The sequence below is a fragment of the Mycobacterium ahvazicum genome (assembly GCF_900176255.2).
Classification (GTDB): Bacteria; Actinomycetota; Actinomycetes; order Mycobacteriales; family Mycobacteriaceae; genus Mycobacterium; species Mycobacterium ahvazicum.
This window is the reverse complement of sequence record NZ_FXEG02000004.1, coordinates 65,475-91,513: the sequence shown is the minus strand read 5'-3', so window position 1 is coordinate 91,513 and position 26,039 is coordinate 65,475. Positions and strand designations below refer to the sequence as shown.

The 26,039-nt window shown below is 67.6% G+C and carries 18 protein-coding genes and 2 pseudogenes; 10 read left to right on the top strand and 10 right to left on the bottom strand.

Annotated elements, in window-relative coordinates; genetic code table 11:
- The 4 genes and pseudogenes from MAAFP003_RS20980 to MAAFP003_RS20965 form a co-directional block, all read right to left on the bottom strand.
- Nucleotides 1-1,162, bottom strand: a 1,162-nt coding sequence (locus tag MAAFP003_RS20980) for a lytic transglycosylase domain-containing protein (RefSeq protein ID WP_096289656.1), incomplete at its 3' end; no start/stop codon positions are given.
- 183 nt (nt 1,163-1,345) lie between these two features.
- Entirely contained in the window at nt 1,346-1,855 is a 510-nt protein-coding gene (locus MAAFP003_RS20975) for a DUF1003 domain-containing protein (protein ID WP_096289655.1), read from the bottom strand.
- Nucleotides 1,854-3,162: pseudogene (locus MAAFP003_RS20970) on the bottom strand (magnesium transporter MgtE N-terminal domain-containing protein); the annotation flags it as partial. The gene MAAFP003_RS20975 and the pseudogene MAAFP003_RS20970, both read right to left, overlap by 2 nt.
- Before the next feature lie 59 nt (nt 3,163-3,221).
- A pseudogene (locus MAAFP003_RS20965) lies at nt 3,222-3,760 on the bottom strand (DUF4190 domain-containing protein).
- A 77-nt stretch (nt 3,761-3,837) separates the two neighbouring features.
- Between MAAFP003_RS20965 and MAAFP003_RS20960 the strand changes: the two are divergent.
- Genes MAAFP003_RS20960 through MAAFP003_RS20935 form a run of 6 tightly spaced genes read left to right on the top strand, consistent with a single transcriptional unit; the run spans nt 3,838 to nt 9,289 of the window.
- Nucleotides 3,838-4,365 carry a YflT domain-containing protein gene (locus MAAFP003_RS20960; protein ID WP_096289652.1) on the top strand — a complete coding sequence of 176 codons (528 nt, stop codon included), beginning with the start codon at nt 3,838-3,840 and terminating at the stop codon, nt 4,363-4,365.
- Between the two features lie 55 nt (nt 4,366-4,420).
- On the top strand, nt 4,421-5,779 hold the full coding sequence (locus MAAFP003_RS20955; RefSeq protein ID WP_243394169.1) for an extracellular solute-binding protein: 1,359 nt from the start codon (nt 4,421-4,423) through the stop codon (nt 5,777-5,779).
- Nucleotides 5,776-6,672, top strand: a complete 897-nt coding sequence (locus MAAFP003_RS20950; RefSeq protein ID WP_096289650.1) for a carbohydrate ABC transporter permease — start codon at nt 5,776-5,778, stop codon at nt 6,670-6,672. The genes MAAFP003_RS20955 and MAAFP003_RS20950 overlap by 4 nt, the downstream gene beginning before the upstream one ends.
- Nucleotides 6,662-7,501, top strand: a complete 840-nt coding sequence (locus MAAFP003_RS20945) for a carbohydrate ABC transporter permease (RefSeq protein ID WP_096289649.1) — start codon at nt 6,662-6,664, stop codon at nt 7,499-7,501. Before MAAFP003_RS20950 ends, MAAFP003_RS20945 begins: the two co-directional genes overlap by 11 nt.
- A gap of 4 nt (nt 7,502-7,505) precedes the next feature.
- The gene (locus tag MAAFP003_RS20940) at nt 7,506-8,675 is read left to right on the top strand and encodes an ABC transporter ATP-binding protein (protein WP_096289648.1); all 1,170 of its coding nucleotides are present in this window, start codon (nt 7,506-7,508) and stop codon (nt 8,673-8,675) included.
- Nucleotides 8,672-9,289: a suppressor of fused domain protein gene (locus tag MAAFP003_RS20935; RefSeq protein ID WP_096289647.1), complete on the top strand. Its 618-nt coding sequence runs from the start codon at nt 8,672-8,674 to the stop codon at nt 9,287-9,289. The genes MAAFP003_RS20940 and MAAFP003_RS20935 overlap by 4 nt, the downstream gene beginning before the upstream one ends.
- A gap of 27 nt (nt 9,290-9,316) precedes the next feature.
- On the opposite strand, the gene corA is transcribed toward MAAFP003_RS20935, so the two are convergent.
- Nucleotides 9,317-10,414 (bottom strand): magnesium/cobalt transporter CorA, encoded by a 1,098-nt coding sequence (gene corA, locus MAAFP003_RS20930; protein ID WP_096289646.1) that lies wholly within the window; start codon nt 10,412-10,414, stop codon nt 9,317-9,319.
- Between the two features lie 216 nt (nt 10,415-10,630).
- On the opposite strand from corA, the gene MAAFP003_RS20925 reads away from it, so the two are divergent.
- The 3 genes from MAAFP003_RS20925 to MAAFP003_RS20915 are packed head-to-tail and all read left to right on the top strand — an operon-like array spanning nt 10,631 to nt 13,723.
- On the top strand, nt 10,631-11,620 hold the full coding sequence (locus MAAFP003_RS20925; protein WP_096289645.1) for a malate dehydrogenase: 990 nt from the start codon (nt 10,631-10,633) through the stop codon (nt 11,618-11,620).
- A gap of 55 nt (nt 11,621-11,675) precedes the next feature.
- A complete protein-coding gene (locus MAAFP003_RS20920; protein WP_243394165.1) occupies nt 11,676-12,848 on the top strand; it encodes an NAD(P)-dependent malic enzyme in 1,173 nt (390 codons plus the stop codon).
- Nucleotides 12,845-13,723 carry a glycine betaine ABC transporter substrate-binding protein gene (locus MAAFP003_RS20915; RefSeq protein WP_096289643.1) on the top strand — a complete coding sequence of 293 codons (879 nt, stop codon included), beginning with the start codon at nt 12,845-12,847 and terminating at the stop codon, nt 13,721-13,723. Before MAAFP003_RS20920 ends, MAAFP003_RS20915 begins: the two co-directional genes overlap by 4 nt.
- Nucleotides 13,724-13,727: 4 nt before the next feature.
- Here the strand turns inward: MAAFP003_RS20915 and MAAFP003_RS20910 are convergent, their stop codons facing one another.
- The 4 genes from MAAFP003_RS20910 to MAAFP003_RS20895 form a co-directional block, all read right to left on the bottom strand.
- Nucleotides 13,728-14,561, bottom strand: a complete 834-nt coding sequence (locus MAAFP003_RS20910) for an SDR family NAD(P)-dependent oxidoreductase (protein ID WP_096289642.1) — start codon at nt 14,559-14,561, stop codon at nt 13,728-13,730.
- A gap of 68 nt (nt 14,562-14,629) precedes the next feature.
- On the bottom strand, nt 14,630-15,496 hold the full coding sequence (locus MAAFP003_RS20905) for an SDR family NAD(P)-dependent oxidoreductase (protein ID WP_096291309.1): 867 nt from the start codon (nt 15,494-15,496) through the stop codon (nt 14,630-14,632).
- A gap of 77 nt (nt 15,497-15,573) precedes the next feature.
- Nucleotides 15,574-19,347 (bottom strand): multifunctional oxoglutarate decarboxylase/oxoglutarate dehydrogenase thiamine pyrophosphate-binding subunit/dihydrolipoyllysine-residue succinyltransferase subunit, encoded by a 3,774-nt coding sequence (locus tag MAAFP003_RS20900; RefSeq protein WP_096289641.1) that lies wholly within the window; start codon nt 19,345-19,347, stop codon nt 15,574-15,576.
- A gap of 181 nt (nt 19,348-19,528) precedes the next feature.
- Nucleotides 19,529-20,317 (bottom strand): hypothetical protein, encoded by a 789-nt coding sequence (locus MAAFP003_RS20895; RefSeq protein ID WP_096289640.1) that lies wholly within the window; start codon nt 20,315-20,317, stop codon nt 19,529-19,531.
- 330 nt (nt 20,318-20,647) lie between these two features.
- On the opposite strand from MAAFP003_RS20895, the gene MAAFP003_RS20890 reads away from it, so the two are divergent.
- Entirely contained in the window at nt 20,648-22,585 is a 1,938-nt protein-coding gene (locus MAAFP003_RS20890) for an MFS transporter (protein WP_096291308.1), read from the top strand.
- On the opposite strand, the gene MAAFP003_RS20885 is transcribed toward MAAFP003_RS20890, so the two are convergent.
- A complete protein-coding gene (locus MAAFP003_RS20885) occupies nt 22,582-25,998 on the bottom strand; it encodes a TM0106 family RecB-like putative nuclease (protein WP_096289639.1) in 3,417 nt (1,138 codons plus the stop codon). The two genes, MAAFP003_RS20890 and MAAFP003_RS20885, sit on opposite strands and share 4 nt — an antisense overlap.
- Between the last annotated feature and the right edge of the window lie 41 nt (nt 25,999-26,039).

Genomic DNA, 26,039 nt, shown 5'->3' with positions numbered 1-26,039 from the left:
GCGCAAACGGCTGCGGTCCGCCCGGCGGCGGGGTTTGCGAGCTGATGCAGATCACCGTGCATCCGGGCATCTGGCCCATCGTCGGCTGCGGCGGCGTGTTGGGCTGCGGCATCCAGGGGAACATCGGCTGCGTCGGGCTGGCCGGCAGCTGCTGCTGGCCGGTCAGGTCGATCAGCGGCATCCGCGCCATCGGGTCGTCCTGCGGCAGGCCGATCATGTTGATCGGCAGGCCGGGCCCGAGGCCCTCGGGGTGCTCGTCGTGAGCGTTGCCCAGCGGCGGCGGCGGCCCGGTGATCGGCGGCAGGTCGACCGGGACCACGCCAGTCGCATACGCCGCGGCCCAGCCCAGCACGTTCTGGGCGTAGGCCGTCGAGTTGTTGTAGCGCAGGATCGCGGCCATCACCTGGGCCGGGTCGCGCAGATTCAGCCCGCCGCTGCACAGGTAGCGGGCGGCGGTCAGCGTGGAGTCGAACAGGTTCTGCGGGTCGGCGATGCCGTCGCCGTCGCCGTCGGCGGCATACCGTGCCCAGGTGCCGGGCAGGAATTGCATGGGTCCCATCGCGCGGGCGTAGGTGACGCGGTTGCCGACGTTGCTGGAGACGATCACCTCGTTGCCCGGCAGCGTGCCGTCCAGCGAAGGCCCGTAGATCGGGGTGACCGCGGTGCCGCGGGCGTCGACGGCGCCGCCGCCGGCATGTCCGGATTCGATGCGCCCGATGCCGGCCAGCAGGTTCCAGCTGACCCCACAGGCCGGGTCGGACACCGACATCTTCTGTTCGGCGTTGCGGTATGCGGTCAGCGCCATCATCGGAATGCCCAGCGCGCCGGGCGCACTCACCACTCTGGGCGGCGGCGGTGCCGAGGAGGCGCCCGCCGCGACGTGGAAGGCCGTCGGCGCCCGGTCGATGGCGATGACAACCGGTCCGGACAGATCGGGGACGGTCGGGGAAACCGCGGCGACCGGGGTGATGACGGCATGCACCGACGGAATCGGGCTCTTCGCGTGTCCGTGTAGTGGCTCAGGCGTGGCGCCGACGGCACCCGCGAACACCAACGGACTGATCACCGCCACGCTGAAGGCCTGAGCCCGGGTAACCGGAAGCCTCGGCTTCCGCACCGCCGCGACGGCCGGGTGGGCACCCAAGCGACCCCCTATGCGCACTCCACCGTCCTAAGTATGTGGGTCGCCGCAGACCGTGTGAGCTGCCGGAAACCTGTTCTTAGCCTCGTGAACTAGATCACCATACATAACTCTTGTGACGGGAGTGGCGCAATGGCGGAATCGGTATTCACGGGGATCTCTTAGTGGTCCGCGCCTGGCCCTTACCTGGTCCGGACCGGGTGATCACCGGCGCGTTGGCGGCTCGTCGGCCGGGATCTGCGGGTCCGGTCCAGTCAGCAGGGCGCGCAGCTCATCCAGTTCATCGCGCAGGTATTCGCGGGTCACCACCTCGCCGATCGCCAGCCGCAGGGCGGCCAGCTCGCGCGACAGATATTCGGTGTCGGCCTTGGTCTGGGCGGCGCGGCGACGGTCCTCGTCGAGGGCAACCCGGTCCCGGTTCTCCTGCCGGTTCTGGGCCAGCAGGATCAGCGGTGCGGCGTAGGCGGCCTGGGTGGAGAAGGCCAGGTTCAGCAGGATGAACGGGTACGGGTCGAAGCGCAAACTCGCCGCGGCCAGGTTGATCGCGATCCACACCACCACAATGACGGTCTGGATCAGCAGGTAGCGGCCGGTGCCGAAGAAGCGCGCGATGGCCTCGGTGCTCTGCCCCACCGCCTCGGGGTCCAGCCGCAGTGAGAGCCCGCGCGATGTCCGCGGGGTGTAGAGCCGCCGTACCGGCGCCGACTTGCTCACGAGGCCCCCTCGGTTGCTTCGGAGCCGGGGACGGCCGCGGTCAGCTCTTGGGCGTGGGCGCGCCAGTCGTGCGGCAGCAGGTGGTCGAGCAGGTCGTCGACGGTGACCGCGCCCAGCAGGTGGCGTTGGTCGTCGACCACGGGCCCGCACACCAGGTTGTAGGCGGCGAAGTAGCGCGTCACGGAGGCCAGTGAGGTCTCCGGGGTCAGGGTGAGCAGATCACTGTCGACGATTCCGCCGACCAGCTCGCTCGGCGGTTCGCGGAGCAGTTTCTGCAGCGGGACGCAGCCCAGATACTTCCCGGTGGGTGTGGCGGTCGGTGGGCGCGTCACGAACACCATTGACGACAGCGCGGGGGTGAGGTCGGGATCGCGGACCAGGGCCAGCGCCTCGGCCACCGTGGTGTCGGCGGTCAGCACCACCGGATCCGACGTCATCAATCCACCCGCGGTGTCGGGCGAGTGTTTCAAAAGCCTGCGCACCGGGGCGGAGTCGTCGGGGTCCATCCGGGCCAGCAGCAGCTCGGCATCCGTCGGATTCAGCTCGCCGAGCAGGTCGGCGGCGTCGTCGGGGTCCATCTCCTCGAGCACATCGGCCGCGCGTTCGGTCCCCAGGTGCGACAGCGCGTCGGCCTGCTCCGACTCCGGCAACTCCTGCAGGATGTCGGCCAACCGCTCGTCGGTCAGCGCCTTGAACACCTCGGTGCGCCGTTTGACCGGGAGCCCGCGAATCGCGTCGGCCACGTCGACCGCGCGGCGTCCCTCGAACTGGTTGAGCAGTTGCGCCACCGCCTGGCCCGGCATCGCCAACGCCGACGGTGTCAATCCGTGCACGCTTTGCCAGTCGACGACGTGTGCCGGTCCACGCCGGCCGAGCCGACGCTGGCTTCGCACCGCGATCCTGGTCACCAGCCAGTCGCGGGTCCGGGACTGCTCGATGCCCAAATCGGTGATCACGACGTCGCGCCCGACCAATTCCGGCAGCTCGGGGTCGTTGACCGTGACGGGAGTGTCGAGGATCTGACCGATCGCCAGCACCTCGCCCGGACGCTGCTCGAAGTGGCGCAGGGACACGCTGCCGGTGTTCAGGGTGACGGCGTTGGGCTCGATCGCGGCGACGCGCAGAATCGGGATGAAGATGCTGCGGCGGGTGGCCAGATCCACCACCAGACCCAGCACCCGCGGTTGCTGGCGGACGATGCTGATGCTGATCACGACGTCGCGGATGCGGCCGAAGTTCTCGCCCATCGGTCCCAACACCAACATCCGCGCCAGCCGCGCCACGTACACCCTGTTGACCGATGCCATGGGAGAGAGCCTAGGCAGCCGGTCGCGCGATGGCAGCGAACCGGCTCTGGCGAGCCCTGCTAATGGGAGTGCACCGCGAAGATCATCACGATCAGAGCCACCACCAGGGTTGCGATGCCGATCACGATGCCCGCGACGGCCATGCCGTAACCGTCTTGGCGGGTCCGCTTGATCTGGTCGAGTGCGATCGTGCCCAGCACGATCGCCGCGATCCCGCCGACGCAGCAGAGCAAGCCGGTGAACGACGTGATCAGCGCCGCGATCGCCATCCCGTTGGTACCGGACCGGACGCCCTCGTGCGACCAGTAGTCGCCCGGATAATCCGGTGCCGGGTAATAGCCGCCGGGATACGGCGTGGGACCGTAGCTGGGTGGTGGTCCACCGAATTGCGGAGGTCCCGGCGGGGAGGGCGGGGGGCCGGGCTCTTGTTTTTCGCCGCCTCTGGCTCCCACCCCCCTCCCGCGTCCGCTGGTGGCGGCGCGCCCGGGGGATTCCAGGGGGCTGCCCATCCCGGCTGGGCAGGCGGCTGCCCGCCGGCCGCGTGCGGATCGGCGGCGTCTTCTCCACTGGCACCGCCGGGAGCTGTCATGGTGTTCAACCTAGCTTGCAGGCTGCCTCGATAGGGTGGGAGGGCCGAGGTGAAACTACGGCCACGGCGTAGGAGAATGAGCTGCGATGACTAGTCCTTTCCAGCCTGGCCAAGTCCCTGGTTCGACGCCCACCGGCGCGGCCGCGGGCCGGCGCGGTGTGCCGCAGTTGCCGACTCCGCCAAAGGGCTGGCCGGTGGGCTCCTATCCCACCTATGCCGAGGCGCAGCGCGCCGTCGACTACCTGTCCGAGCAGCAGTTCCCGGTGCAGCAGGTGACGATCGTCGGCGTCGATCTGATGCAGGTCGAGCGGGTCACCGGCCGGCTTTCGTGGCCCAAGGTGCTCGGCGGCGGTGTGCTCAGCGGGGCCTGGCTCGGGCTGTTCATCGGGTTGGTGCTCGGGTTCTTCAGCCCCAACCCGTGGGGCGCGCTGGCGACCGGCTTGGTCGCCGGGGTGTTCTTCGGTTTGATCACGTCCGCTGTTCCGTACTCAATGGCCCGCGGCACAAGGGATTTCAGTTCGACGATGCAACTGGTTGCCGGCCGCTACGATGTACTCTGCGATCCGCAGAATGCCGAGCGCGCCCGGGATTTGCTTGCGCGACTGGCGATTTAATTTGCGGGTGAGTCGCCACGGGCGAGTGCGTCGGCTAAGCGCAGTTCTGCTGGCGATGCTGACCGTGTCAACGCTGCCCGCCTGCGGGTCCGGCCACGGCGGCCTGGTGGTCACCTTCTACACCCCGGCCGCCGACGGCGCGACGTTCGACGAGGTCGCGCGGCGCTGCAGCCAGGAGGCCGGCGGCCGGTACACCGTTTCACACATCAGCCTCCCCAGAGCCCCTGGCGCGCAACGGTTGCAGTACGCCCGGCGGCTGGCCGGTCACGACCGCACGATGGACGTGATGTCGCTGGACGTGATCTGGACCGCCGAGTTCGCCGAAGCGGGCTGGGCGCTGCCGCTGTCCGACGACCCGGCCGGTCGGGCCGAGGCCGACGCCACCGTCGACACGCTGCCCGGCCCGCTCGCAACGGCCCGCTGGAAACACCAGCTGTACGCCGCGCCCATCGCAACGAACACTCAATTGCTTTGGTATAGGCCAGATTTGGTGCAACAGCCACCGCTGGACTGGAACGGCATGGTCGCCGCGGCCACCCGACTGCACGCCGCCGGGTTACCCAGCTGGATCGCCGTGCAGGCCCACCAGGACGAGGGCCTGGTGGTGTGGTTCAACACGCTGCTGGTCAGCGCCGGCGGTCAGGTGCTTTCCGACGACGGCCGGCAGGTCACCCTGACCGACACTGCGGCACACCGGGCCGCCACCGTCAGTGCCCTGCGCATCCTCAAGACGGTGGCCACCGCGCCGGGAGCCGATCCGTCGATCAACCGCACCGACGCGAGCACGGCGAGGCTGGCGCTCGAACAGGGCGACGCCGCGCTGGAAGTCAACTGGCCCTACGTCATGGCGTCGATGCTGGAGAACGCGGTCAAGGGTGGCGTGAACTTCCTTCCGCTCAACCGGATTCCAGCGCTGACCGGCAGCATCAACCAGTTCGGCACTTTCGTGCCCACCGACGAGCAATTCCAGATCGCCTATCAGGCCAGCCAGAAGGTGTTCGGGTTCGCGCCCTACCCCGGTGTGGTGCCGGGCCGGCCGGCCAAGGTGACGATCGGCGGGCTGAACCTGGCGGTGGCCAGCACCACCCGGCACAAGGCCGAAGCCTTCGAGACGATCCGGTGCCTGCGCAATCTGGCGAACCAGAAGTACATCTCGATCCGTGGCGGACTGCCCGCGGTGCGGACATCGGTGTACTCCGACCCGCAATTCCAGACCAAATACCCGATGTACACGATCATTCGCCAGCAGCTGACCGACGCCGCGGTGCGCCCCGCGACGCCGGCCTACCAAGCGGTGTCCATTCGGCTGGCGGCGGCCCTGAGCCCGATCACCGACATCGACCCGGAGCGCACCGCCGATGAACTCGCGATCCAGGTGCGCAAGGCGATCGACGGCAAGGGGCTGTTGCCGTGAGTCGCCTGACCCGACTCTGGAACCGCCCACCCGAGCAGCGACTGGCCTTCATCCTCGTTGCGCCCGCGGCGACGCTGATGCTGGCGGTGACGGCCTACCCGATCGGTTACGCGATCTGGCTGAGCCTGCAGCACAACAATCTGGCCACCCCGAACGACACCCGATTCATCGGCTTGAGCAATTACCAGACGATCCTGACCGACCGGTATTGGTGGACGGCGCTGGCGGTGACGCTGGCCATCACGGTGGTGTCGGTGTCGCTCGAGTTCGTACTCGGCCTGGCGCTTGCGCTGGTGATGCATCACACCCTGATCGGCAGGGGCGTGGTTCGCACCGCGGTGCTGGTGCCCTACGGCATTGTGACGGTGGTCGCCGCCTACAGCTGGTACTACGCTTGGACGCCGGGCACCGGTTATCTGGCCGGCCTGCTTCCGCATGGCAGCGCGCCGCTCACCCAGCAGATCCCATCGCTGGGCATCGTCGTGATCGCCGAGGTCTGGAAGACGACGCCGTTCATGTCGCTGCTGCTGCTGGCCGGGCTGGCGCTGGTGCCAGAGGATTTGCTGAAGGCCGGTCAGGTCGACGGCGCCGGCGCCTGGCGGCGGCTGACCAGGATCATGCTGCCGATCATCAAGCCCGCGGTCGTGGTCGCCCTGTTGTTCCGGACCCTGGACGCCTTTCGTATCTTCGACAACATCTACGTACTGACCGAGGGCAACAACAACACCGGTTCGGTGTCGATCCTGGGCTACGACAACCTCTTTGAAGGCTTCGACGTCGGCCTGGGCTCGGCGATCAGCGTGCTGATCTTCGTCTGTGTGGGCATCATCGCGCTGATTTTCATCAAGCTGTTCGGCGCCGCTGCTCCGGGTGGTGACGTCGATGGGCGCTGAGTCGGCGGGCGCGCGGCGCACCGCGATGTGGGTCGTGATCAACACGGTGGTCGTGGTGTACGCGCTGGTGCCGGTGCTCTGGATTCTCAGCCTGTCCCTGAAGCCGACGTCGACTGTCCGGGACGGCAAGCTAATTCCGTCGTCGGTGACGCTGGAAAACTATCGCGGGATCTTCCGCGGCGACGTCTTCACCTCGGCGCTGATCAACTCGATCGGAATCGCGCTGATCGCCACCGCGATCGCGGTGGTGCTGGGCGCCATGGCGGCCTACGCGATCGCCCGGCTGAACTTTCCCGGCAAGCGGCTGCTGATCGGCTCGACCTTGCTGATCACCATGTTCCCGGCCATCTCGTTGGTCACGCCGCTGTTCGAAATCGAACGCTGGGTAGGGCTTTTCGACACCTGGCCCGGGCTGATTCTGCCCTACATCACCTTCGCGCTGCCGCTTTCCATCTACACCTTGTCGGCCTTCTTCCGCGAGATCCCCTGGGATCTGGAGAAAGCGGCCAAGATGGACGGGGCCACGCCGGGGCAGGCCTTCCGCAGGATCATCGTCCCGCTGACCGCGCCCGGGCTGGTGACCGCGGCGATCCTGGTGTTCATCTTCGCCTGGAACGACCTGCTGCTGGCACTGTCGCTGACCGCGACCAAGGCGGCGATCACCGCGCCGGTGGCGATCGCGAATTTTCCCGGCAGTTCCCAATTCGAGGAACCCACCGGATCGATCGCGGCCGGTGCGATCGTGATCACGGTGCCGATCATCGTGTTTGTTCTAATCTTCCAACGACGGATTGTCGCCGGGTTGACCTCAGGCGCCGTGAAGGGATAACGCGATGGCCGAGATCGTGCTGGAGCACGTCAACAAGAGTTACCCCGATGGGCACACCGCGGTGGCCGACCTGAACCTCACCATCGCCGACGGCGAATTCCTGATCCTGGTCGGCCCGTCCGGCTGTGGCAAGACCACCACGCTGAATATGATTGCCGGCCTTGAGGATATCTCGTCGGGTGAGCTGCGCATCGGAGGCGAACGCGTCAACGAGAAGGCGCCGAAGGACCGCGACATCGCGATGGTGTTCCAGTCCTACGCGCTGTATCCGCACATGACGGTTCGCCAAAACATCGCCTTCCCGCTGACCCTGGCGAAGATGAAGAAGGCCGACATCGCGCAGAAGGTCGAGGAAACAGCGAAAATCCTTGACCTGAGCGAACTTCTGGATCGTAAGCCCTCCCAACTGTCGGGTGGGCAACGGCAGCGCGTAGCGATGGGCCGGGCCATCGTGCGCCAGCCGAAGGCCTTCTTGATGGACGAGCCGCTGTCCAACCTCGACGCCAAGCTGCGAGTGCAGATGCGCGGCGAGATCGCCCGGCTGCAGCGCCGGCTGGGCACCACCACCGTGTACGTCACCCACGACCAGACCGAGGCGATGACGCTGGGGGATCGCGTGGTGGTGATGCACGGCGGTGTCGCCCAGCAGGTCGGCACCCCCGCGGAGCTCTACGAGCGCCCCGCGAATCTGTTCGTCGCGGGCTTCATCGGCTCACCGCCGATGAACTTCTTCCCCGCCACGCTGACATCGTCGGGGTTGACGCTGCCCTTCGGCGACGTGATGCTGGCTCCGGAAGTTCAGGACGTGATCGCCGGGCACCCGAAAGCAGACAACGTCATCGTCGGGGTGCGGCCCGAGCACCTGCTGGACGCCACGTTGATCGACGGCTACCAGCGCATCACGGCGACGACCTTCGAGGTGAAGGTCGACCTGGTCGAATCGCTGGGGGCCGACAAGTATGTGTACTTCACCACCACCGGATGCGACGTGCATTCGGCGCAGCTCGACGACTTGGCCGCCGAGTCGAAGGTCGTCGAAAACCAGTTCGTGGCACGGGTTCCCGCCGAGTCCAAGGCCGTCATCGGCCAGACGGTCGAATTGGCCTTCGACACCGCGAAACTCGTCGTGTTCGACGCCGATTCCGGTGCGAACCTGACCGTGCCGAGCACGTGACGCAGATTCTGGACCAGGTCCGGGCCCACCTGCGCGACCACTACGCGAAGACGGGTCAGTGGGGTGAGCCCGACTCGGCGAACGTGACCTTTCTGGGTGCCGAGCCCACCGAAGTGCTGCGGTTCCGCAAGCGGGCTGACGGGCCAGAAGAAATAGTGCAGTACGTGTCGCTGGGATGCTCGCGCCACCCGATGGGCGATCCAGGCGAAATCGTCGTCGACCCGCAGTGCGGCCCGCGCGCCGAGATCGTGCTCTGTCTGCGAGATCCGGGGCCGGCCACCGGAATTGCCCGCAGCCTGGCGATACTGGCGGCCGCACCGGCCGTCGACGGTGTGGTACTCGTCGCTGATGCGCTGATCGATCTTGGTTCGCCGCTGTGGGCATGGCCGTCGCGGCGGGTCCCCTTCACCGCTGTGCTGTTGGGCCGCAGCGACATTGCGGATCTGCCGCTGGACCCCCCGCGCGACCCGGTGACGTTTCTGGCGGCGACGCCGATCACCGCGACCGAGGCGGCGTGGGTGCGGCTCAAAGGTGCCGAGGCCATGCGGCAGGCATGGCAGAGCGACGGTGTCGACGTGCTGGATCCGAATCGCCGTGCGGCACAACCACACTGAGTCAGCACCCGATGGCGGACGGCCTGGCTACAGCCAGTTGTTGCGCCGGAATTGGAAGTACAGGACCAGGCAGGCCAACGTCATCAACCCCATGATCCCCGGGTAGCCGTACGTCCAGTCCAGCTCCGGCATGAAATGGAAGTTCATGCCGTAGATGGCGGCGACCATGGTGGGCACCGCCAAGATACCGGCCCAGGCCGCCATCTTGCGCATGTCGTTGTTCTGCTGCATGCCGACCCGGGCCAGCGCGGCCTGCACCAGCGAGTTGAGCATGTCGTCGTAGCTGGCGATCTGGTCGGCGGCCTCGGAGTGGTGATCGCCGACGTCGCGCAGATAGCGACGGACCTCTTTGGAGATCAGGTCCTTGTTCTCCACCTGGATTCGGTGGAAGGCCGCGGACAGCGGGTTGACGCAACGGCGAAGCTCAACGACTTCGCGCTTGAGCATGTAGATCGGTTCGATGTCGAGCTTGCGGCCCGGGGCGAAGGCCACCTCCTCGATGCTGTCGATGTCGCTCTCCATCAATTGGGTCACCTCGAGGTAGTGATCCACGACGTGGTCGGCGATCGCGTGCATCACCGCGAACGGGCCCAGCCGCAGCTGTTCGCCGTCGGCTTCCATGGCCTTGCGCACGTCGGCCAGTCCGCTGTGTTCGCCGTGGCGGACCGTGACCACGAAATCCTTGCCGACGAAGACCATCACCTCGCCGCTCTGCACGATCTCGCGCGCCAGCGCCACCGACTCGTGCGGGACATACTGGACCGTCTTGAGCACCAGCACCAGCGTGTCGTCGTAGCGCTCCAGCTTGGGCCGTTGGTGGGCGCAGACCGCGTCTTCGACGGCCAGGGCGTGCAACCCGAAAACGTCGGCCACTTCCTTCATCTGGGTCTGGTCGGGCTCGTACAAGCCGACCCAGACGAAGGCCTCATGCCCCAGCATCTCGATCTGGTGCACCTTGCTGCAGGCGGCCGTGTAGCTGAACTTGCCGGGCAGCCGTTGGCCCGCGACGTAGACGGCGCAGTCGACCAGGGCATCGCGCGGGGTGGGTGGCGCCTCGGGCTCCGGACGCGGCTCGTGCGCGATCGTGCGAAGCGCTTCGGGCAATGCGTCGAAACCCTCGAACACCGTAACCTCCTCACGCAGCGCAGGTCTGGCAGAGCGGTGCTCCATGCTACGCGTACTGGTAAAACACCGAATGAAAAGGCACGCCGGGAGATCGGTTGCCCGATGCGCCGCGGTGAATTCTGCGCGGCGTCGGACCGGAGATTTCCGGCAACCGGGGGTGCGCTAGTTTCGACCGGAAGCCAAACGACCGAACTTTCTCCAAAAGGAGCCAACGACGTGAGCGCAACTCCTCTGAAGGTCGCCGTCACCGGCGCTGCCGGCCAGATCGGCTACAGCCTGTTGTTCCGCCTGGCCAGCGGCTCCCTGCTGGGGCCCGACCGCCCGATCGAACTGCGGCTGCTCGAGATCGAGCCCGCGCTCAAGGCACTCGAGGGCGTCGTGATGGAACTCGACGACTGCGCGTTCCCGTTGCTGTCCGGCGTCGAGATCGGCGCCGACGCCAACAAGATCTTCGACGGCGTGAACCTGGCGCTGCTGGTCGGCGCGCGGCCGCGCGGCCCGGGCATGGAGCGCAGCGACCTGCTGGAAGCCAACGGCGCGATCTTCACCGCGCAGGGCAAGGCGCTGAACTCGGTTGCCGCCGACGACATCCGCATCGGCGTGACCGGTAACCCGGCCAACACCAACGCGCTGATCGCCCTCAGCAACGCCCCCGACATCCCCAAGGAGCGGTTCTCCGCGCTGACCCGGCTGGACCACAACCGGGCGATCTCGCAGCTGGCCAAGAAGACCGGTGCCGCGGTCACCGACATCAAGAAGGTGACCATCTGGGGCAACCACTCGGCCACCCAGTACCCGGACATCTTCCACGCCGAGGTCGGCGGCAAGAACGCCGCCGAGGTCGTGGGCGATCAGAACTGGATCGAGAACGACTTCATCCCGACCGTCGCCAAGCGTGGTGCGGCGATCATCGATGCGCGCGGCGCCTCCTCGGCCGCCTCGGCCGCCTCGGCCACCGTCGACGCCGCCCGCTCCTGGCTGCTGGGCAGCCCGGACGGCGACTGGGTGTCGATGGCGGTGTACTCCGACGGCTCCTACGGCGTGCCCGAGGGCATCGTGTCGTCGTTCCCGGTGACCACCAAGGACGGCGACTGGTCCATCGTCCAGGGGCTGGAGATCGACGAGTTCTCCCGCGGCCGCATCGACAAGACCACCGCCGAGTTGGTCGACGAGCGGGCGGCGGTCACCGAGCTGAAGCTGATCTGAAGGGCTCCGACACAGTCGATTAGGGCTACTAATGAGTAGTCAGTACCCTGGGCGCGTGTCCGAAATCGTGCCGTCACAGATCGACATCGGGGACGACGAGATCTTCGACGCCCACGTAGGTGGGAAGCTTTCGGTCGAGATGAAGGCCCCGCTGGACACGCAGCGCGCATTGTCGATCGCCTACACGCCGGGCGTCGCACAGGTCAGTCGGGCGATCGCCGCCGACCACACCCTGGCCGATCGCTACACGTGGGCGAACCGGCTGGTGGCCGTCGTCAGCGACGGCAGCGCGGTGCTCGGTCTCGGCGACATCGGACCGGCGGCGGCGCTGCCGGTGGTGGAGGGCAAGAGCGCGCTGTTCAAGCAGTTCGCCGATCTGGACGCGATCCCGATCGTGTTGGACACCAAGGATCCCGACGAGATCGTCGAAACCCTGGTGCGGCTGCGGCCGACGTTCGGTGCGGTCAACCTCGAGGACATCTCGGCGCCGCGCTGCTTCGAGATCGAACGACGCGCCATCGAGGCGCTGGACTGCCCGGTGATGCATGACGACCAGCACGGCACCGCGATCGTCGTGCTGGCCGCGTTGATGGGCGCTGCCAAGTTGCTCGGCCGGGACATGGGCTCGATGCGGGTGGTGGTCTCGGGTGCCGGGGCAGCAGGCGTCGCGTGCTCGAAACTCCTTCTCGCCATGGGGGTTTCGGATGTCACCGTGCTCGACTCGCGCGGCATCCTGCACATCGGCCGCGACGACATGAACGTCGTCAAGACCGATCTGGCACGCAGCAGCAACCCCCGCGGTCTGGCCGGCGGCATGGTGGAAGCACTCAAGGAAGCCGACGTGTTTCTGGGGGTGTCGGCCGGGGTGGTGCCCGAGGAGCTCATCGCCACGATGGCCCCGGACTGCGTCGTGTTCGCGTTGTCGAATCCCGACCCGGAGATCCGTCCCGACATCGCGGCCAAGTACGCCGCCGTGGTGGCCACCGGCCGCAGCGACTTTCCGAACCAGATCAACAATGTGCTGGCGTTCCCCGGGGTGTTCCGCGGCGCGCTGGACGCCGGGGCCCGGCGGATCACTCAAAAGATGATGGTGGCCGCGGCCGAGGCGATCTTCGCCGTCGTGAGCGACGACCTCTCGGCCGACCGGATCGTGCCGAGCCCGCTGGAACCGGGTGTCGGCGAGGCGGTGGCGCAAGCCGTGGCGCAGGCGGCAGACTCCTCGGCGTGAGAATCGGCAAGCTGGCGGCGCTGCTGATCGCCGTCGTGCTCGCCGCCTCGCTCTGCGCCGGCTGTTCGGCCGGCCCCGGCGATCACCGCGATGCGTCTGCTCTGGTGGTCGGTTCCCGCAACGATCCGACGTCGAGGCTGCTGGCCGGCGTCTACCTCGCGGCGCTGCGGTCCTACGGTTTCGCCGCGGAAGTTCAGACCGCCGACGATCCGATGGCGCGACTGGACTCCGGCGCCTTCACCGTCACGCCCGCCTTCACCGGTCAGATGCTGCAGAGCTTGCAGCCCGGGGCCACGGCGATCTCCGACGCGCAGGTCTACCGCGCCATGGTGTCGGCGCTGCCGGAGGGCATCGCCGCGGGTGACTACACCACCGCCGCCGAGGACAAGCCGGTGCTGCTGGTGACCCAGCCGACCGCCAAGGCCTGGGGTGGGCAGGACCGCAGTGCGGATCTTTCCGTGCTGCCCAAGCACTGTGACGGGCTCATTGTCGGGATGGTGGCCGGTCGTCAGGCGCCGTCGGCGATCGGTAGCTGCCGGCTGCCCGCTCCTCGCGAATTCCCGGACGGCACAACGATGTTCGCGGCGATACTGGCCGGGCAGCTGACCACGGGATGGACCACCACCGCCGACCCCGCCATTCCGGGCGACCTCGTGTCACTGGCCGACGGCAAGCCGGCGCTGATCCGGGCGGAGAACGTGGTGCCGCTCTACCGCCGCAACGCGCTGACTGATCGGCAGGTGCTGGCGCTCAACGAAGTGGCGGGTGTGCTGGACACCGCGGCCCTGGCCGACATGCGCCGCCAGGTCGCCGACGGTGCCGACGCGTTGGCGGTGGCGGGCGCCTGGCTGGCCGAACACCCGTTGGGGCGCTGAGGATCTACCGCTTGCCGCTGGGCAGAATGCGGCGCGTGGCGGTCCCGAACAGCCGCTGGTATCCCGGGCCGGTGAGGCGCACCAGGGCATCGAGCACTTTGGCGTCCGTGCCGACCAGCACCCGGGGCTTGTTCTTGCGGACCGCGTCCAGGATCACCCGCGCGGCCGTCTCCGGGCTGGTCCTGGCCATCCGCTTGTCGAAGACCTTGGCCAGTTGGGCCGCGTCGATTCCTTCGGCCGCGGTGGCGTTGCGCGCGATCCCGGTCTTGATTCCGCCCGGGTGCACCGTGGTCACCTTAACCGGATGCCCGGCCACCCACATCTCCTGGCGCAGCGCCTCGGTGAACCCGCGCACCGCGAACTTTGCCGCGTTGTAGGCGGCCTGGCCCGGCACCGAGAACAACCCGAACACGCTGGAGACGTTGACGACGTGGCCGTCCCCGGACGCGATCAGGTGGGGCAGAAATGCCTTGGTGCCGTTGACAACTCCCCAGAAGTCGACGTCCATCACCCGTTCGATGTCCTTGAACTGGCTGACCTCGATGTCGCCGGTGAACGCGATGCCGGCGTTGTTGTAGATCTGGTTGACCTTGCCGAAGTGCTCGTTGACGGCGTCGGCGTAGGCCAGGAAGGCCTCGCGTTCGCTCACGTCGAGCCGATCGGAGCGCACCGGCGCGCCGATGGCCTTGAGCCGTTCCTCGGTCTGGGCCAGTCCCTCGGTGTTGACGTCACTGATCGCGACGCTGGCACCCGAGCGCGCCAGCTCGACGGCCAGCGCCTGGCCGATGCCTGAACCCGCGCCCGTGACCACCGCGATCTTGCCGGCGAACCCCTGCACGTGCACCCTCCCTCATGTCCACAATTGTCTCGAGATTACCGGTACCGGCGGTCCCGGGTAGTAACGGGTCAGCTCCTGCGCGCCAGCAACCCGCGCGCGAAGGTCGTCACCCGGCCCAGCAGGCCCGGCCCACCGAACAGCAGTTCGTGGTAGCGCGTACCGGCAACGCGCACCAGCAGGTCCGCGGATTTCGCGTCGGCGCCGATCAGCACCCGGGCCCTGTTCTTGCCCACCGCGGCCATGATGGTTTGAGCGGCCTGTTGCGGTGTGGTCTTGGCTACCTGCTGGTCGAAGTTCTCCAGCATCTCGTCGTGGTCGATGCCCATGCCCTCGGCGACGGCGGCGTTGGTGCCGAACGCGGTCTTGACACCGCCCGGGTGTACAACGGTCACCCCCACCGGGTGGCCGGCCACCGCCATCTCCTGGCGCAGCGCCTCGGTGAACCCGCGGACCGCGAACTTGGCCGAGACGTAGGCGACCTGACCGGGCAGCGCCATCACCCCGAGCACGCTGGAGATGTTGATGATGTGGCCGTCCCCGGACGCGATCACATGGGGGAGAAAGGCTTTGGTGCCATTGACGACACCCCAGAAGTCGACGTCCATCACCCGTTCGATGTCCTTGAAGTCGCTGAACTCGAGGGTGCCGATGTGGGTGAGGCCCGCGTTGTTGTAGATCTGGTTGACCTTGCCGAAGTGGTCGTTGACGGCGTCGGCGTAGGCCAGAAAAGCCTCGCGCTCGGTGACGTCCAGTTGGTCGGCCTTGACCGGCGCGCCGATCGCCTTCAGCTGCTCTTCGGTCTGGGCCAGTCCTTCGGTGTTGACGTCACTGATCGCAAGGCTGGCACCCGCGCGGCCGAGTTCGACGGCCAGCGCCTGACCGATGCCCGAACCCGCGCCGGTCACGACGGCGACCTTGCCGGCGAACTTCTGCATGTACACCCTTTCCCAAGTCCGCCCCATGCGTCGAGGTTAACTGGTGTCTGCGGAGGTCCAGCCGGTGACTGAAAAACTCAGCCGAATGCGGTGTCGAGTATCTCCTGTTGTTCGACCGCGTGCACCTTCGACGATCCCGACGACGGCGCCGACATCGCCCGGCGCGAGATGCGCTTGATGCCGGTCAGTTTGTCCGGCAGTAGCTCGGGCAGCTCCAGGCCGAACCGGGGCCAGGCCCCCTGGTTGGCCGGCTCTTCCTGAACCCAGAGGTACTCGCCGGCGTCGGGGTAGCGGTCCAGCGTTTCGCTCAGCCGCCGCTTCGGCAGCGGCGCGAGCTGCTCGATCCGCACAATCGCGATGTCGTCGCGGTTCTCCTTGGCCTTGCGTGCCGCCAGCTCGTAGTAGATCTTGCCGCTGGTCAGCAGGATCCGGCGGACCTTGCCGCGATCGCCGATGCCTTCTTCGTAGGTGGGTTCCTCGAGCACCGAGCGGAACTTGATCTCGGTGAAGTCCCGGATGTCGCTGACGGCCGCCTTGTTGCGCAGCATCGACTTCGGGGTGAATACGATCAGCGGGCGCTGAATCCCGTCCAGCGCGTGCCGGCGCAGCAGGTGGAAGTAGTTCGACGGCGTCGACGGCATCGCGATCGTCATCGAACCTTCGGCCCACAGCTGCAGGAAGCGCTCGATCCGGCCGGAGGTGTGGTCCGGACCCTGGCCTTCGTGGCCGTGCGGCAGCAGCAGCACCACGTTGGACAATTGGCCCCACTTGGCCTCACCGGAGCTGATGAACTCGTCGATGATCGACTGCGCGCCGTTGACGAAGTCGCCGAACTGCCCCTCCCACAGCACCAGTGCGTCCGGGTTGCCCACGGTGTAGCCGTACTCGAAACCCACGGCGGCGTATTCGGACAACGGCGAGTCGTAGACCAGGAACTTGCCCCCGGTCGGGGTGCCGTCGGGGTTGGTCGCAAGTAGCTGCAGCGGCGTGAACTCCGCGCAGTTGTGGCGATCGATGATCACCGAGTGGCGCTGCGAGAAGGTGCCACGGCGGGTGTCCTGGCCGGACAGCCGGATCAGCTTGCCTTCTGCGACAAGGGATCCCAGCGCCAGCAGCTCGCCGAAGGCCCAGTCGATCTTGCCCTCGTAGGCCATCTCCCGGCGCTTCTCGAGCACCGGCTGCACGCGCGGGTGCACCGAGAATCCCTCCGGCGCGGCCAGAAACGCGTCGCCGATGCGGGCCAGCAGCGCCTTGTCCACCGCGGTGGCCAGCCCCGCGGGCACCGGCTGGTCGGCCTCCACCGATGCGCTCGGCTGCACGCCGTGCTTTTCCACCTCACGGACCTCGTTGAACACCTGCTCCAGTTGGCCCTGGTAGTCGCGCAGCGCGTCCTCGGCCTCCTTCATCGAGATGTCACCGCGGCCGATCAACGCTTCGGTGTAGCTCTTGCGGGCGCCGCGCTTGGTGTCGACGACGTCGTACATGTAGGGGTTGGTCATCGACGGGTCGTCGCCCTCGTTGTGGCCGCGACGGCGGTAGCACAACATGTCGATGATGACGTCCTTGTGGAACTTCTGGCGGAAGTCCACGGCCAGCCGCGCCACCCACACGCAGGCTTCCGGGTCGTCGCCGTTGACGTGGAAGATCGGCGCGCCAATCATTTTCGCCACGTCGGTGCAGTATTCGCTGGACCGGGAGAACTCCGGCGCGGTGGTGAAGCCGATCTGGTTGTTGACGATCACGTGGATCGTGCCACCGACGCGGTAGCCGGGCAGCAGTGCCAGGTTCAGCGTCTCGGCGACCACGCCCTGGCCGGCGAAGGCGGCGTCGCCGTGCAGCATCAGCGGCATCACCGAGAAGGCCCGTTCTTCTTCGCCGTCGACGTGCCCCAGTTCCAAAAGGTCCTGCTTGGCCCGAACCAGACCCTCGAGGACCGGGTCGACGGCCTCCAGGTGTGACGGGTTGGCGGTCAGCGACACCGCAATGTCGTTGTCGCCGAACATCTGCAGGTACACGCCGGTGGCACCGAGGTGGTACTTCACGTCACCGGAACCGTGCGCCTGCGACGGGTTGAGGTTGCCCTCGAACTCGCTGAAGATCTGCGAATAGGGCTTGCCGACGATGTTGGCCAGCACGTTGAGCCGGCCCCGGTGCGGCATGGCGATAACCACTTCGTCCAGGCTGTGCTCGGCGCACTGATCGATCACCGCGTCCATCAGCGGGATCTGGCTTTCGGCGCCTTCCAGCGAGAACCGCTTCTGCCCAACGTATTTGGTCTGCAGGAAGGTTTCGAAGGCCTCGGCCGCGTTGAGCTTGCTCAGAATGTACTTCTGTTCGCCCACCGTCGGTTTGACGTGCTTGGTCTCGACCCGCTCTTCCAGCCAGCGCTGCTGCTCGGGCTCGAGAATGTGGGTGTATTCCACGCCGATGTGGCGGCAGTAGGCATCGCGCAGCAGGCCGAGCACGTCGCGCAGCTTTTTGTACTCACAGCCGGCGAAGCCGTTGACTTTGAACACCCGGTCCAGATCCCACAGCGTCAGGCCGTGATTGAGGATTTCCAGGTCGGGGTGGCTGCGGAATCGGCTGGTGTCCAACCGCAGTGGGTCGATGTCGGCCATCAGATGCCCGCGATTGCGATATGCCGCAATCAATTCCATCACCCGGGCGTTCTTGTCGACGATCGAGTCCGGGTTGTCGGTGCTCCATCGCACCGGCAGGTACGGGTTGCCCAGCTCACGGAAGATGTCGTCCCAGAACGCATCCGAAAGCAGCATCTCGTGGATGGTGCGCAGGAAGTCACCCGATTCCGCACCCTGGATGATGCGGTGGTCGTAGGTCGAGGTGAGGGTGATCAGCTTGCCGATACCGAGTTCTGCGATGCGCTCCTCGCTGGCGCCCTGGAATTCGGCGGGATATTCCATCGCGCCCACACCGATGATGGCGCCCTGGCCGGCCATCAGTCGCGGCACCGAGTGCACGGTGCCGATGGTGCCCGGGTTGGTCAGCGAAATCGTCACTCCGGCAAAGTCTTCGGCGGTCAGCTTGCCGTCACGGGCGCGGCGCACGATGTCTTCGTAGGCGGAGACGAACTCCGCGAAGCGCATCGTCTCGCAGCCTCTGATGCCGGCCACCACCAGCGAACGCTTGCCGTCCTTGCCCTGCAGGTCGATGGCCAGACCGAGGTTGGTGTGCGCCGGGGTGACCGCGGTGGGCTTGCCGTCGACCTCGGCGTAGTGCCGGTTCATGTTGGGGAATTTCTTGACCGCCTGCACCAGCGCGTAGCCCAGCAGGTGGGTGAAGGAGATCTTGCCGCCGCGGGTGCGCTTGAGTTGGTTGTTGATGACGATCCGGTTGTCGATCATCAACTTCGCCGGGACGGCACGGACGCTGGTCGCCGTCGGCACATCCAGCGATGCGGACATGTTCTTGACGACGGCCGCGGCGGCGCCACGCAGCACCTGCACCTCGTCGCCTTCGGCCGGTGGGGGCGCGGCGGGCTTGTACGTGAGGTGTGGAAAGTGATCGTAGATTGTGGTCAAAGTCTCGGCGGAAAGGCATCTGCGCACGTGGTGTATCGTCGGCGGCGTCAGATGTGTATAAGCGACGGGGGTGGCGGCGGGCTGAGCCGCGGCGGCCGGCGGTTCGGCGACAGCGACCGGCTTGGGTGCCGCGGCGGGCTGCGCGTCAGCCGGGCTCAGCGCGTCCTGGGCCGCGGCGGCAGACTCCGGGTTGTAGTCCACCAGGAACTCGTGCCAGCTGGGATCCACCGACGTTGGGTCGTCGCGGAACTTGCGGTACATCTCCTCGACCAGCCATTCGTTTTGCCCGAATGGTGAACTGCTATTGCTCACGGTCGCTGTTCGCCTCAATTCCTTTGCTCTGCAAGCCCATTGCCCCGGCGCCTGCGACTCTGCGCACCTCGGTCGACGAGGTACCTCACACCCGCGGCGGACTGGTACGTTTCCGCCCCATAAAGGCTAACCCTTCGCTGCTGATTCGCCAGCGAGACCTTGGGAACCGGGGTCCTGGGGGCTACCGGCTCGCCTCGCGCACCGGCGGCAACACGTGCAAGGGGTTCGGCCAGCGGACCGGCGGCGGGCCGAACGCGTGGCGGGCATTGCGGATGATCTTCTTGCCGATGATGCGATTGCCGCCGCCACCGACCACGGCGCCGATGCCGACGGGCAGCATTTTGCCGAACATCAATGCGCCGCGCCGCAACGCGTACCGCTTGACGAAGTACTTGAGCATGCGCGCGTTGAACCGGCCCAAGCTCGACAGCGGCAGCGAGGCCATGCCTTCGGCCAGCCACCCGCCGTTGGTGCGCGCCGGACCGATCAACTCGCCGATGGCCCGCTTGCTGTCGTCGCCGACCAGCACCGACAGCACCAGCGCGCGGCGCCGTTCGTAATGATCGGCCGGAATGGCGTAGACCAGGGCGGTCGACAGCACGAAGATGGCGGTCGCTTCCAGGAAGAACACGGTTTCACCGGCGCCCGCCGACATCGCCGTCAACGTCCCGACCCCGGGGAAGGTCGCCGCCGAACCGACCGCGGCACCGCTGGCCATCAGCGCGGTCAGGTAACGGTTTTCCAGCTTGGTGACGATCTCGGCCGGGCTCGCGTCGGGGTTCGCGCGCCGCAGCCGGGCCACCAGTGCTTCGGCGGCGGGGCCCTGGGCCCGCGAACTACGCTCGATGACCTGCGCCAATGCGCGCGTCGAAGCCTTCGGGCGGCCGGGGCGGCCGGACGGCACGTGCTCGGGCGGTGGGTCGGTTCGTCTCAGGGGCCAGGGCCCTGACCTTGTGCGTCGCGCGCTCATGGTGCCTCTCCTGCGAATGGCGTCTCTTCAGGCTAACGCGAGTTTGCTGAACGTGGCGCCAGCCGCGATTCGTGCGCGTCAACCCGACCGCGGACGGCGGGTGGCCGGGCGACCCGGAATAATGCAGGCGGGACACCGCTCGGCGGCGATGCGGGCCGTTAGTCGGCTGCAGCTGGGGGAACCGTGGCGTGCGGGCGGTATCACACCTGCTCACGGCGGCAAGCCGGTCGTCGGGCGCTAAAGCGAGGTGAGTGCATGACCGGGGCCACTTCCGGGGCCACGTCCGGGTCGTCCGGCGGAACCCGGCGCGCGGGGCCCAGCCGTGCCGACATGGAGCCGGAGCGCAAGTTCCTCGCGCCCTCGGGGCCGCGCGGCCGCGACAACCCGTGGCTTGCCCTCTTCGCGATGATGATCGGGTTCTTCATGATCATGGTCGACTCGACCATCGTCGCGATCGCCAACCCGACGATCATGGCCGACCTGCGTATCGGCTACGACGCGGTCATCTGGGTGACGAGCGCCTACCTGCTCGGGTACGCGGTGGTGCTGCTGGTGGCCGGCCGCCTGGGGGATCGGTACGGGCCGAAAAACCTCTACCTGATCGGCCTGGTGGCATTCACCGCCGCCTCGATGTGGTGCGGACTGGCCGGTGGCGCCGGCATGCTCATCGCCGCCCGGGTGGTGCAGGGGATCGGGGCCGGCGTGCTCACCCCGCAGACGTTGTCGACGATCACGCGGATCTTCCCGCCGCAGCGGCGCGGGATCGCGGTCAGCCTGTGGGGCTCCACCGCCGGGGTCGCCAGCCTGGTGGGCCCGTTGGCCGGTGGCGTGCTGGTGGACGGGCTGGGCTGGAAATGGATCTTCTTCGTCAACATCCCGATCGGTCTGGTCGGGCTGGCACTGGCGGTGGGGCTGATTCCCGAACTGCCCACCCGGGCGCATCGGTTCGATCTGGTCGGCGTCGCTCTGTCCGGGGTGGGCATGTTCCTGATCGTGTTCGGTCTGCAGCAGGGCCAGTCGGCTCATTGGCAGCCATGGATCTGGGCGACGGTCGTGGCCGGCGTCGGGTTCGTCTCCGCGTTCGTCTACTGGCAGTCGGTGAACACCCGCGAGCCGCTGATCCCGCTGGACGTGTTCACCGACCGCGATTTCAGTCTGTGCAGCCTCGGGGTCGGCATCACGTCGTTCTCGGCGACCGCGATGATGTTGCCGCTGACCTTCTATACGCAGTTGGTGTGCGGGCTGACGCCGACCATGTCGGCCCTGGTGATCGCCCCGATGGCGATTGCCAATGGCGTGCTCGCGCCGTTCGTCGGCCTGATCGTCGACCGATACCACCCGCGCCCGGTGCTGGGGCTCGGCTTTTCGGTGCTGGCGATCTCGTTGACCTGGTTGTCGTTCGAGATGACGCCCGACACGCCGATCTGGCTGCTGCTGTCGGCGTTCTTCCTGGTCGGTGTCGGGATGGCGTTCGTGTGGTCGCCGCTGACGGCCACCGCGACCCGCAATCTGCCACCCGAACTGGCCGGAACCGGTTCCGCCGTCTACAACTCGGTCCGCCAGCTCGGGGCGGTACTCGGCAGCGCCGCGATGGCCGCGTTCATGGCGTGGCGCATCGGTGCCGAGATGCCGCCCGAGGTGTCCGAGCACGATGCGGCCGATGGCGCTATTCCGTTGCAATTGCCCGAATTCGTGCGTGAGCCCTTCGCGGCGGCGATGTCGCAGTCGGTGCTGCTGCCCGCGTTCATCGCGTTGTTCGGGATCGTCGCCGCGCTGTTCCTGGTCGGCTTCGCGTCCTCGACGATGTCGCGTACGGGCAAAAGCGCGGCGCCGCCGAACGACGACGATCACGATGACGACGACGACTACGTCGAAGTCATCCTGCGCCGCGAGCAGAGCAGCCCGCCCGCGCCCCGCGCCGCAAGCGCACCGCCCAGGGCCGAGGTGACGCTGCCGAGGGCCGCGGTAGCGCGGCCCGAGGAGCTGCACAGCGATCCCGCCGGGCCGCGCCGCCGCCGTCGCGACGATCCGCCGTCGCGGCCCGAGCCGATTGGTTTCGCCCACAACGGATCTCACATCGATCGCGAAAAGCGGTACCGGTCTGTCGTCGAGCTACCGCCGCACTGGCACGGCCCGGCTACCCGCAGCGATCGCAGCGCCCCGTCGCCGGGGCGGCGGGTGGACGGCTCTCTGCGGGCGCCGCGGGGGCAGCGTTACGGCCCGGACGACGATCCCACCGGCCGCGGCCGGCATTCCTCGGGCAGCTAGGCTTCACCGCTGCCCGTCAGCGCCAGAAAGCCGCCCAGCTCCAGCAGGCCGGCCGGTGTGGTCGGCAGGTATTCGGTCAGCAGCTCCGAACGCACGATCACCGCTGCGTACTGGGCCCGACTGACCGCGACGTTGAGCCGATTCCTGTTGAGCAGGAACGAGATTCCGCGTGGCACTTCATCGACCGACGATGCTGTCATCGAGATGAAGACCACCGGCGCCTGTCCGCCCTGGAACTTGTCGACGGTCCCGACCCGTACCGCATCCAAACCCACCGATGCCAGCCGCTCGCGCATCAGTGCCACCTGAGCGTTGTACGGCGCCAGCACCAACACGTCCGGGGCGGCCAGCGGCCGGCTGCCGTGCTCGTCGCTCCACGACGACCCGAGTAGGCGCCCGATCTCGTCGACGATCGCCTCGGCCTCCTCGCGGCTTTCGATCGAATTACCTTGGTGTCGAATCGAAAGCACGCGCACTCCGGGCGCACAGCCGTCGAGGCGGCGGGCGGCGGTGCGCTCGGTGACCGAATGCAGTCGGCCTTCATACGACAGCTCGGAGACCGCGGCGCAAACGGCCGGGTGCATCCGGTAGGACAGGTCCAGAAAGTAGCCGCGCTCGTCGGGCAGCGTGCGCTGACCGTCGACCAGCCAGTCGAGGGCGGAGGTGTCGACGGGCTCGGGATGGGTGCCCTGACTGACCTGGGGTAGCTGCTGCGGGTCCCCGAGCAGCAGCAGGTTGCGTGCCGCCGGCGCCACGGCGATCGTGTTGGCCAGGCAGAACTGGCCCGCCTCGTCGATCACGAGGAGATCCAGGCTTCGCGGTGGCACCCGATTGGCGTTGGCGAAATCCCAAGCCGTGCCGCCGATCACGCATCCGGCGTGGGCCGAGATGAACGCCGGATATTCGCTGCCGTCGATCTCCTGCCAGCGCGGGGCGTGGTGGTCGTACTTCTTCTTCGCGACCCGGCCCGGCTCCAGCCCGGCATCGATCACCGCGTCGAGCAGGTTCTCCACCGTGGCGTGCGACTGCGCGACCACACCCACCCGCCAGCCGTGCTCGGTGACCAGGCGGGTGATCACCGCCGCCGCGGTGTAGGTCTTTCCGGTCCCCGGCGGCCCGTGTACCGCAAGGTATGACGACTCGAGATCCAGTGCCGCCGTAGTGATATCGGCGATCGTGTCACCACTGCGCGGCAGCGCGCTTTTGGTGCGTGGCGCGGCACGCAGCAGGACGTCGATCATCGCCGTGCGGGGCAGTTGCGGCAGCCCGGCGGCCACCGCGATCGCGGTAGACTCGATCGACTCGCGCAGCGCGGTCGTGGGCAGCGGCGGACCGGGCGTCAGCGCGAAGGGTAGTTGGTGAAAAGCATTGCCATCGCTGCCTATTCGTTCGAGGATGACGACTTCGGTGGGCACTGCCGGATCATCGGCCTCGACGACGGTGGCCCGTCCGGCGGCGCGCCGGTCGGGGTTGTCGGTCATGCTCGGCGGCGCCGGCGCCTCGTAGAGTGCGAAGACGTCGCGCACCAGGTCGCCGCGGGCCAGCTCGCCGCGCATCCTCACCCGTCGCTGCGGCTTGCGGGCCTTGGACGGGGTATGCCAGTCCACGCTGACCGACACGCTGCCCGGCGCCGCGTCTGCCACGAATACATCGGTGTTGTCCGCCCATTCGTCGATCGGGAAGTTCAGCCGGTCGAAATGCGCCCACCAGAACGGTTTGTCCTCGCGCCGGTGGTAGCCGCGCGCCGCGCCCACCAATGCGACGGCGACCTGTTCCGGCGTGCGGTCGCCGACGGCGGCGTCCCCGGTGAACGCCGCCAGTGTGGCCGCCAGCTCGTCGTGGTCCTCGACGGTGCTGCCGCCGGAAACCGGTTGGGCACCAACGGGAGTGACGCCGGATTCCCACGCACGCACCAGCAGCCAGTTGCGCAGCTCTTGGGTCGACCGGCAGTCGTAGTGGTTGTAGTCCTCGATCTCCTTGAGCACGGTCTCGGCCTCGCCGGCGCGGCCGGTGTCGCGCAGGTCGCAGGACTTGGCGTAGGAGGTGATCGAGTCGGCGGCGGTCGTCACGTCGCCCGAGCGCAGCTGTGCCCCCATGTACAGCGGCTCGAGGGCCTTGAGGCTGAACGACTCGGCGCCGCATCGAATGCTCTTGCGCACCAACGGATACAGGTCGACCAGTACCCCGCTGCGCAACAGGTCGTCGACTTCGTCCTCGCCGACGCCGTAGCGGCCGGCCAGCCGCAACAGCGCCGTCTTCTCGTACGGTGCGTAATGGTAGATGTGCATGTTGGGCCGGCGCTTGCGGCGCTTTTTCACCATCGCCAGAAAGTCGATCAGGGCCTTGCGCTCCTCGACCCGGTTGTGCGCCCACAGCGGGCTGAATTTGCCCGCGGCGTCCAGCACGCCGAACAGGTACTCCAGGCCCCAGTCCTGGCCGTCGGCGGTCCACAGCGGGTCGCCCTCGAAGTCGAAGAACAGATCACCGGGGTCGGGCTCCGGCAGCAACGTCAGCGGCTGCGCATCGACGACCTCGAACTGTGCGGTACCGGTATCGCGTTGCCGTACTTGTAGTTTCGCCTGCGCAACCAGCTTGGCCACCGCGCTGGGAGCCAAATCGGGCACCGGCCCGCAGTGCCGGGCCAGATCGGCGACCGTGGTGATCCCGGCAGCAATCAGCCTGTCCCGCTGGCTGACCCGCATACCAGCCACCAACAGCAGGTCGTCGGCGGCCTGCACCTGCTCGACGCACAGCGGACACCGAAAACACGCCCGCACGCCCTCGTCTTCCCAGCGCACCGCGGTGCCGCCGGCATAGTGCGCGTCGAGCAACCCCTGCAACAGCACCCGTTGGGACTGGAACACCGGGATCAGGTCGCAGACGCGATAGCGCACCACCGAGCCATCGCCCAGCCGCAGCTCGGCCTCGTCCGCGACAGATACGCCCATCCCGGTCAGCGCATCGGCGTAGGCCGCCAGCTGCAGCAACGCCGTGACTTTGGGGGAGCGGGCCAGCTTGGTGTCGACCAGCCGGTACTGCTCGCCATCGCGAACCACGAAGTCGGCGAAGCCGACGAAGCGGCCGTCGAACATCGCGGCCTGGTACACCACCGGGGCGCCGTTCGCGATCGCACGCCGGGTCTGTTCGGCGGCGGCGGTCAAACCGGCCAGCGTGTAGGCCGGACGCCCGATGACCGCGACGCCGTCGGCGAACTCGTCGCGCAGCCGGTCGAGTTCGCGGCGCTCGTGGTCGTCACCAAGGGCGGCCGTACGCGCGAGCAGGTCGTCCTCGACGTCGACGGCGGGCCCCCGGCCCAGCTTCGCGTCGAAATTGCGGAGCAGCGCGTACTCGCACCGGGCGGCCGCGGCCAGGTCCGACGCGCTGTACACGATGCTGTCGTCGGTGACGAACACAGCAGCCACTGTAGGTGAGGCCACCGACAGCGATGCGGTTG

Excerpts from the sequence above, each read along its gene's own strand:
- MAAFP003_RS20960 (WP_096289652.1), top strand. The coding sequence starts at position 3,838 with ATGACTAGTCCTTTCCAGCCTGGCCAAGTCCCTGGTTCGACGCCCACC.
- MAAFP003_RS20955 (WP_243394169.1), top strand. The coding sequence starts at position 4,421 with ATGCTGACCGTGTCAACGCTGCCCGCCTGCGGGTCCGGCCACGGCGGC.
- MAAFP003_RS20945 (WP_096289649.1), top strand. The coding sequence starts at position 6,662 with ATGGGCGCTGAGTCGGCGGGCGCGCGGCGCACCGCGATGTGGGTCGTG.
- MAAFP003_RS20940 (WP_096289648.1), top strand. The coding sequence starts at position 7,506 with ATGGCCGAGATCGTGCTGGAGCACGTCAACAAGAGTTACCCCGATGGG.
- MAAFP003_RS20905 (WP_096291309.1), bottom strand. The coding sequence starts at position 15,496 with ATGCAGAAGTTCGCCGGCAAGGTCGCCGTCGTGACCGGCGCGGGTTCG.
- MAAFP003_RS20895 (WP_096289640.1), bottom strand. The coding sequence starts at position 20,317 with ATGAGCGCGCGACGCACAAGGTCAGGGCCCTGGCCCCTGAGACGAACC.
- MAAFP003_RS20890 (WP_096291308.1), top strand. The coding sequence starts at position 20,648 with ATGGAGCCGGAGCGCAAGTTCCTCGCGCCCTCGGGGCCGCGCGGCCGC.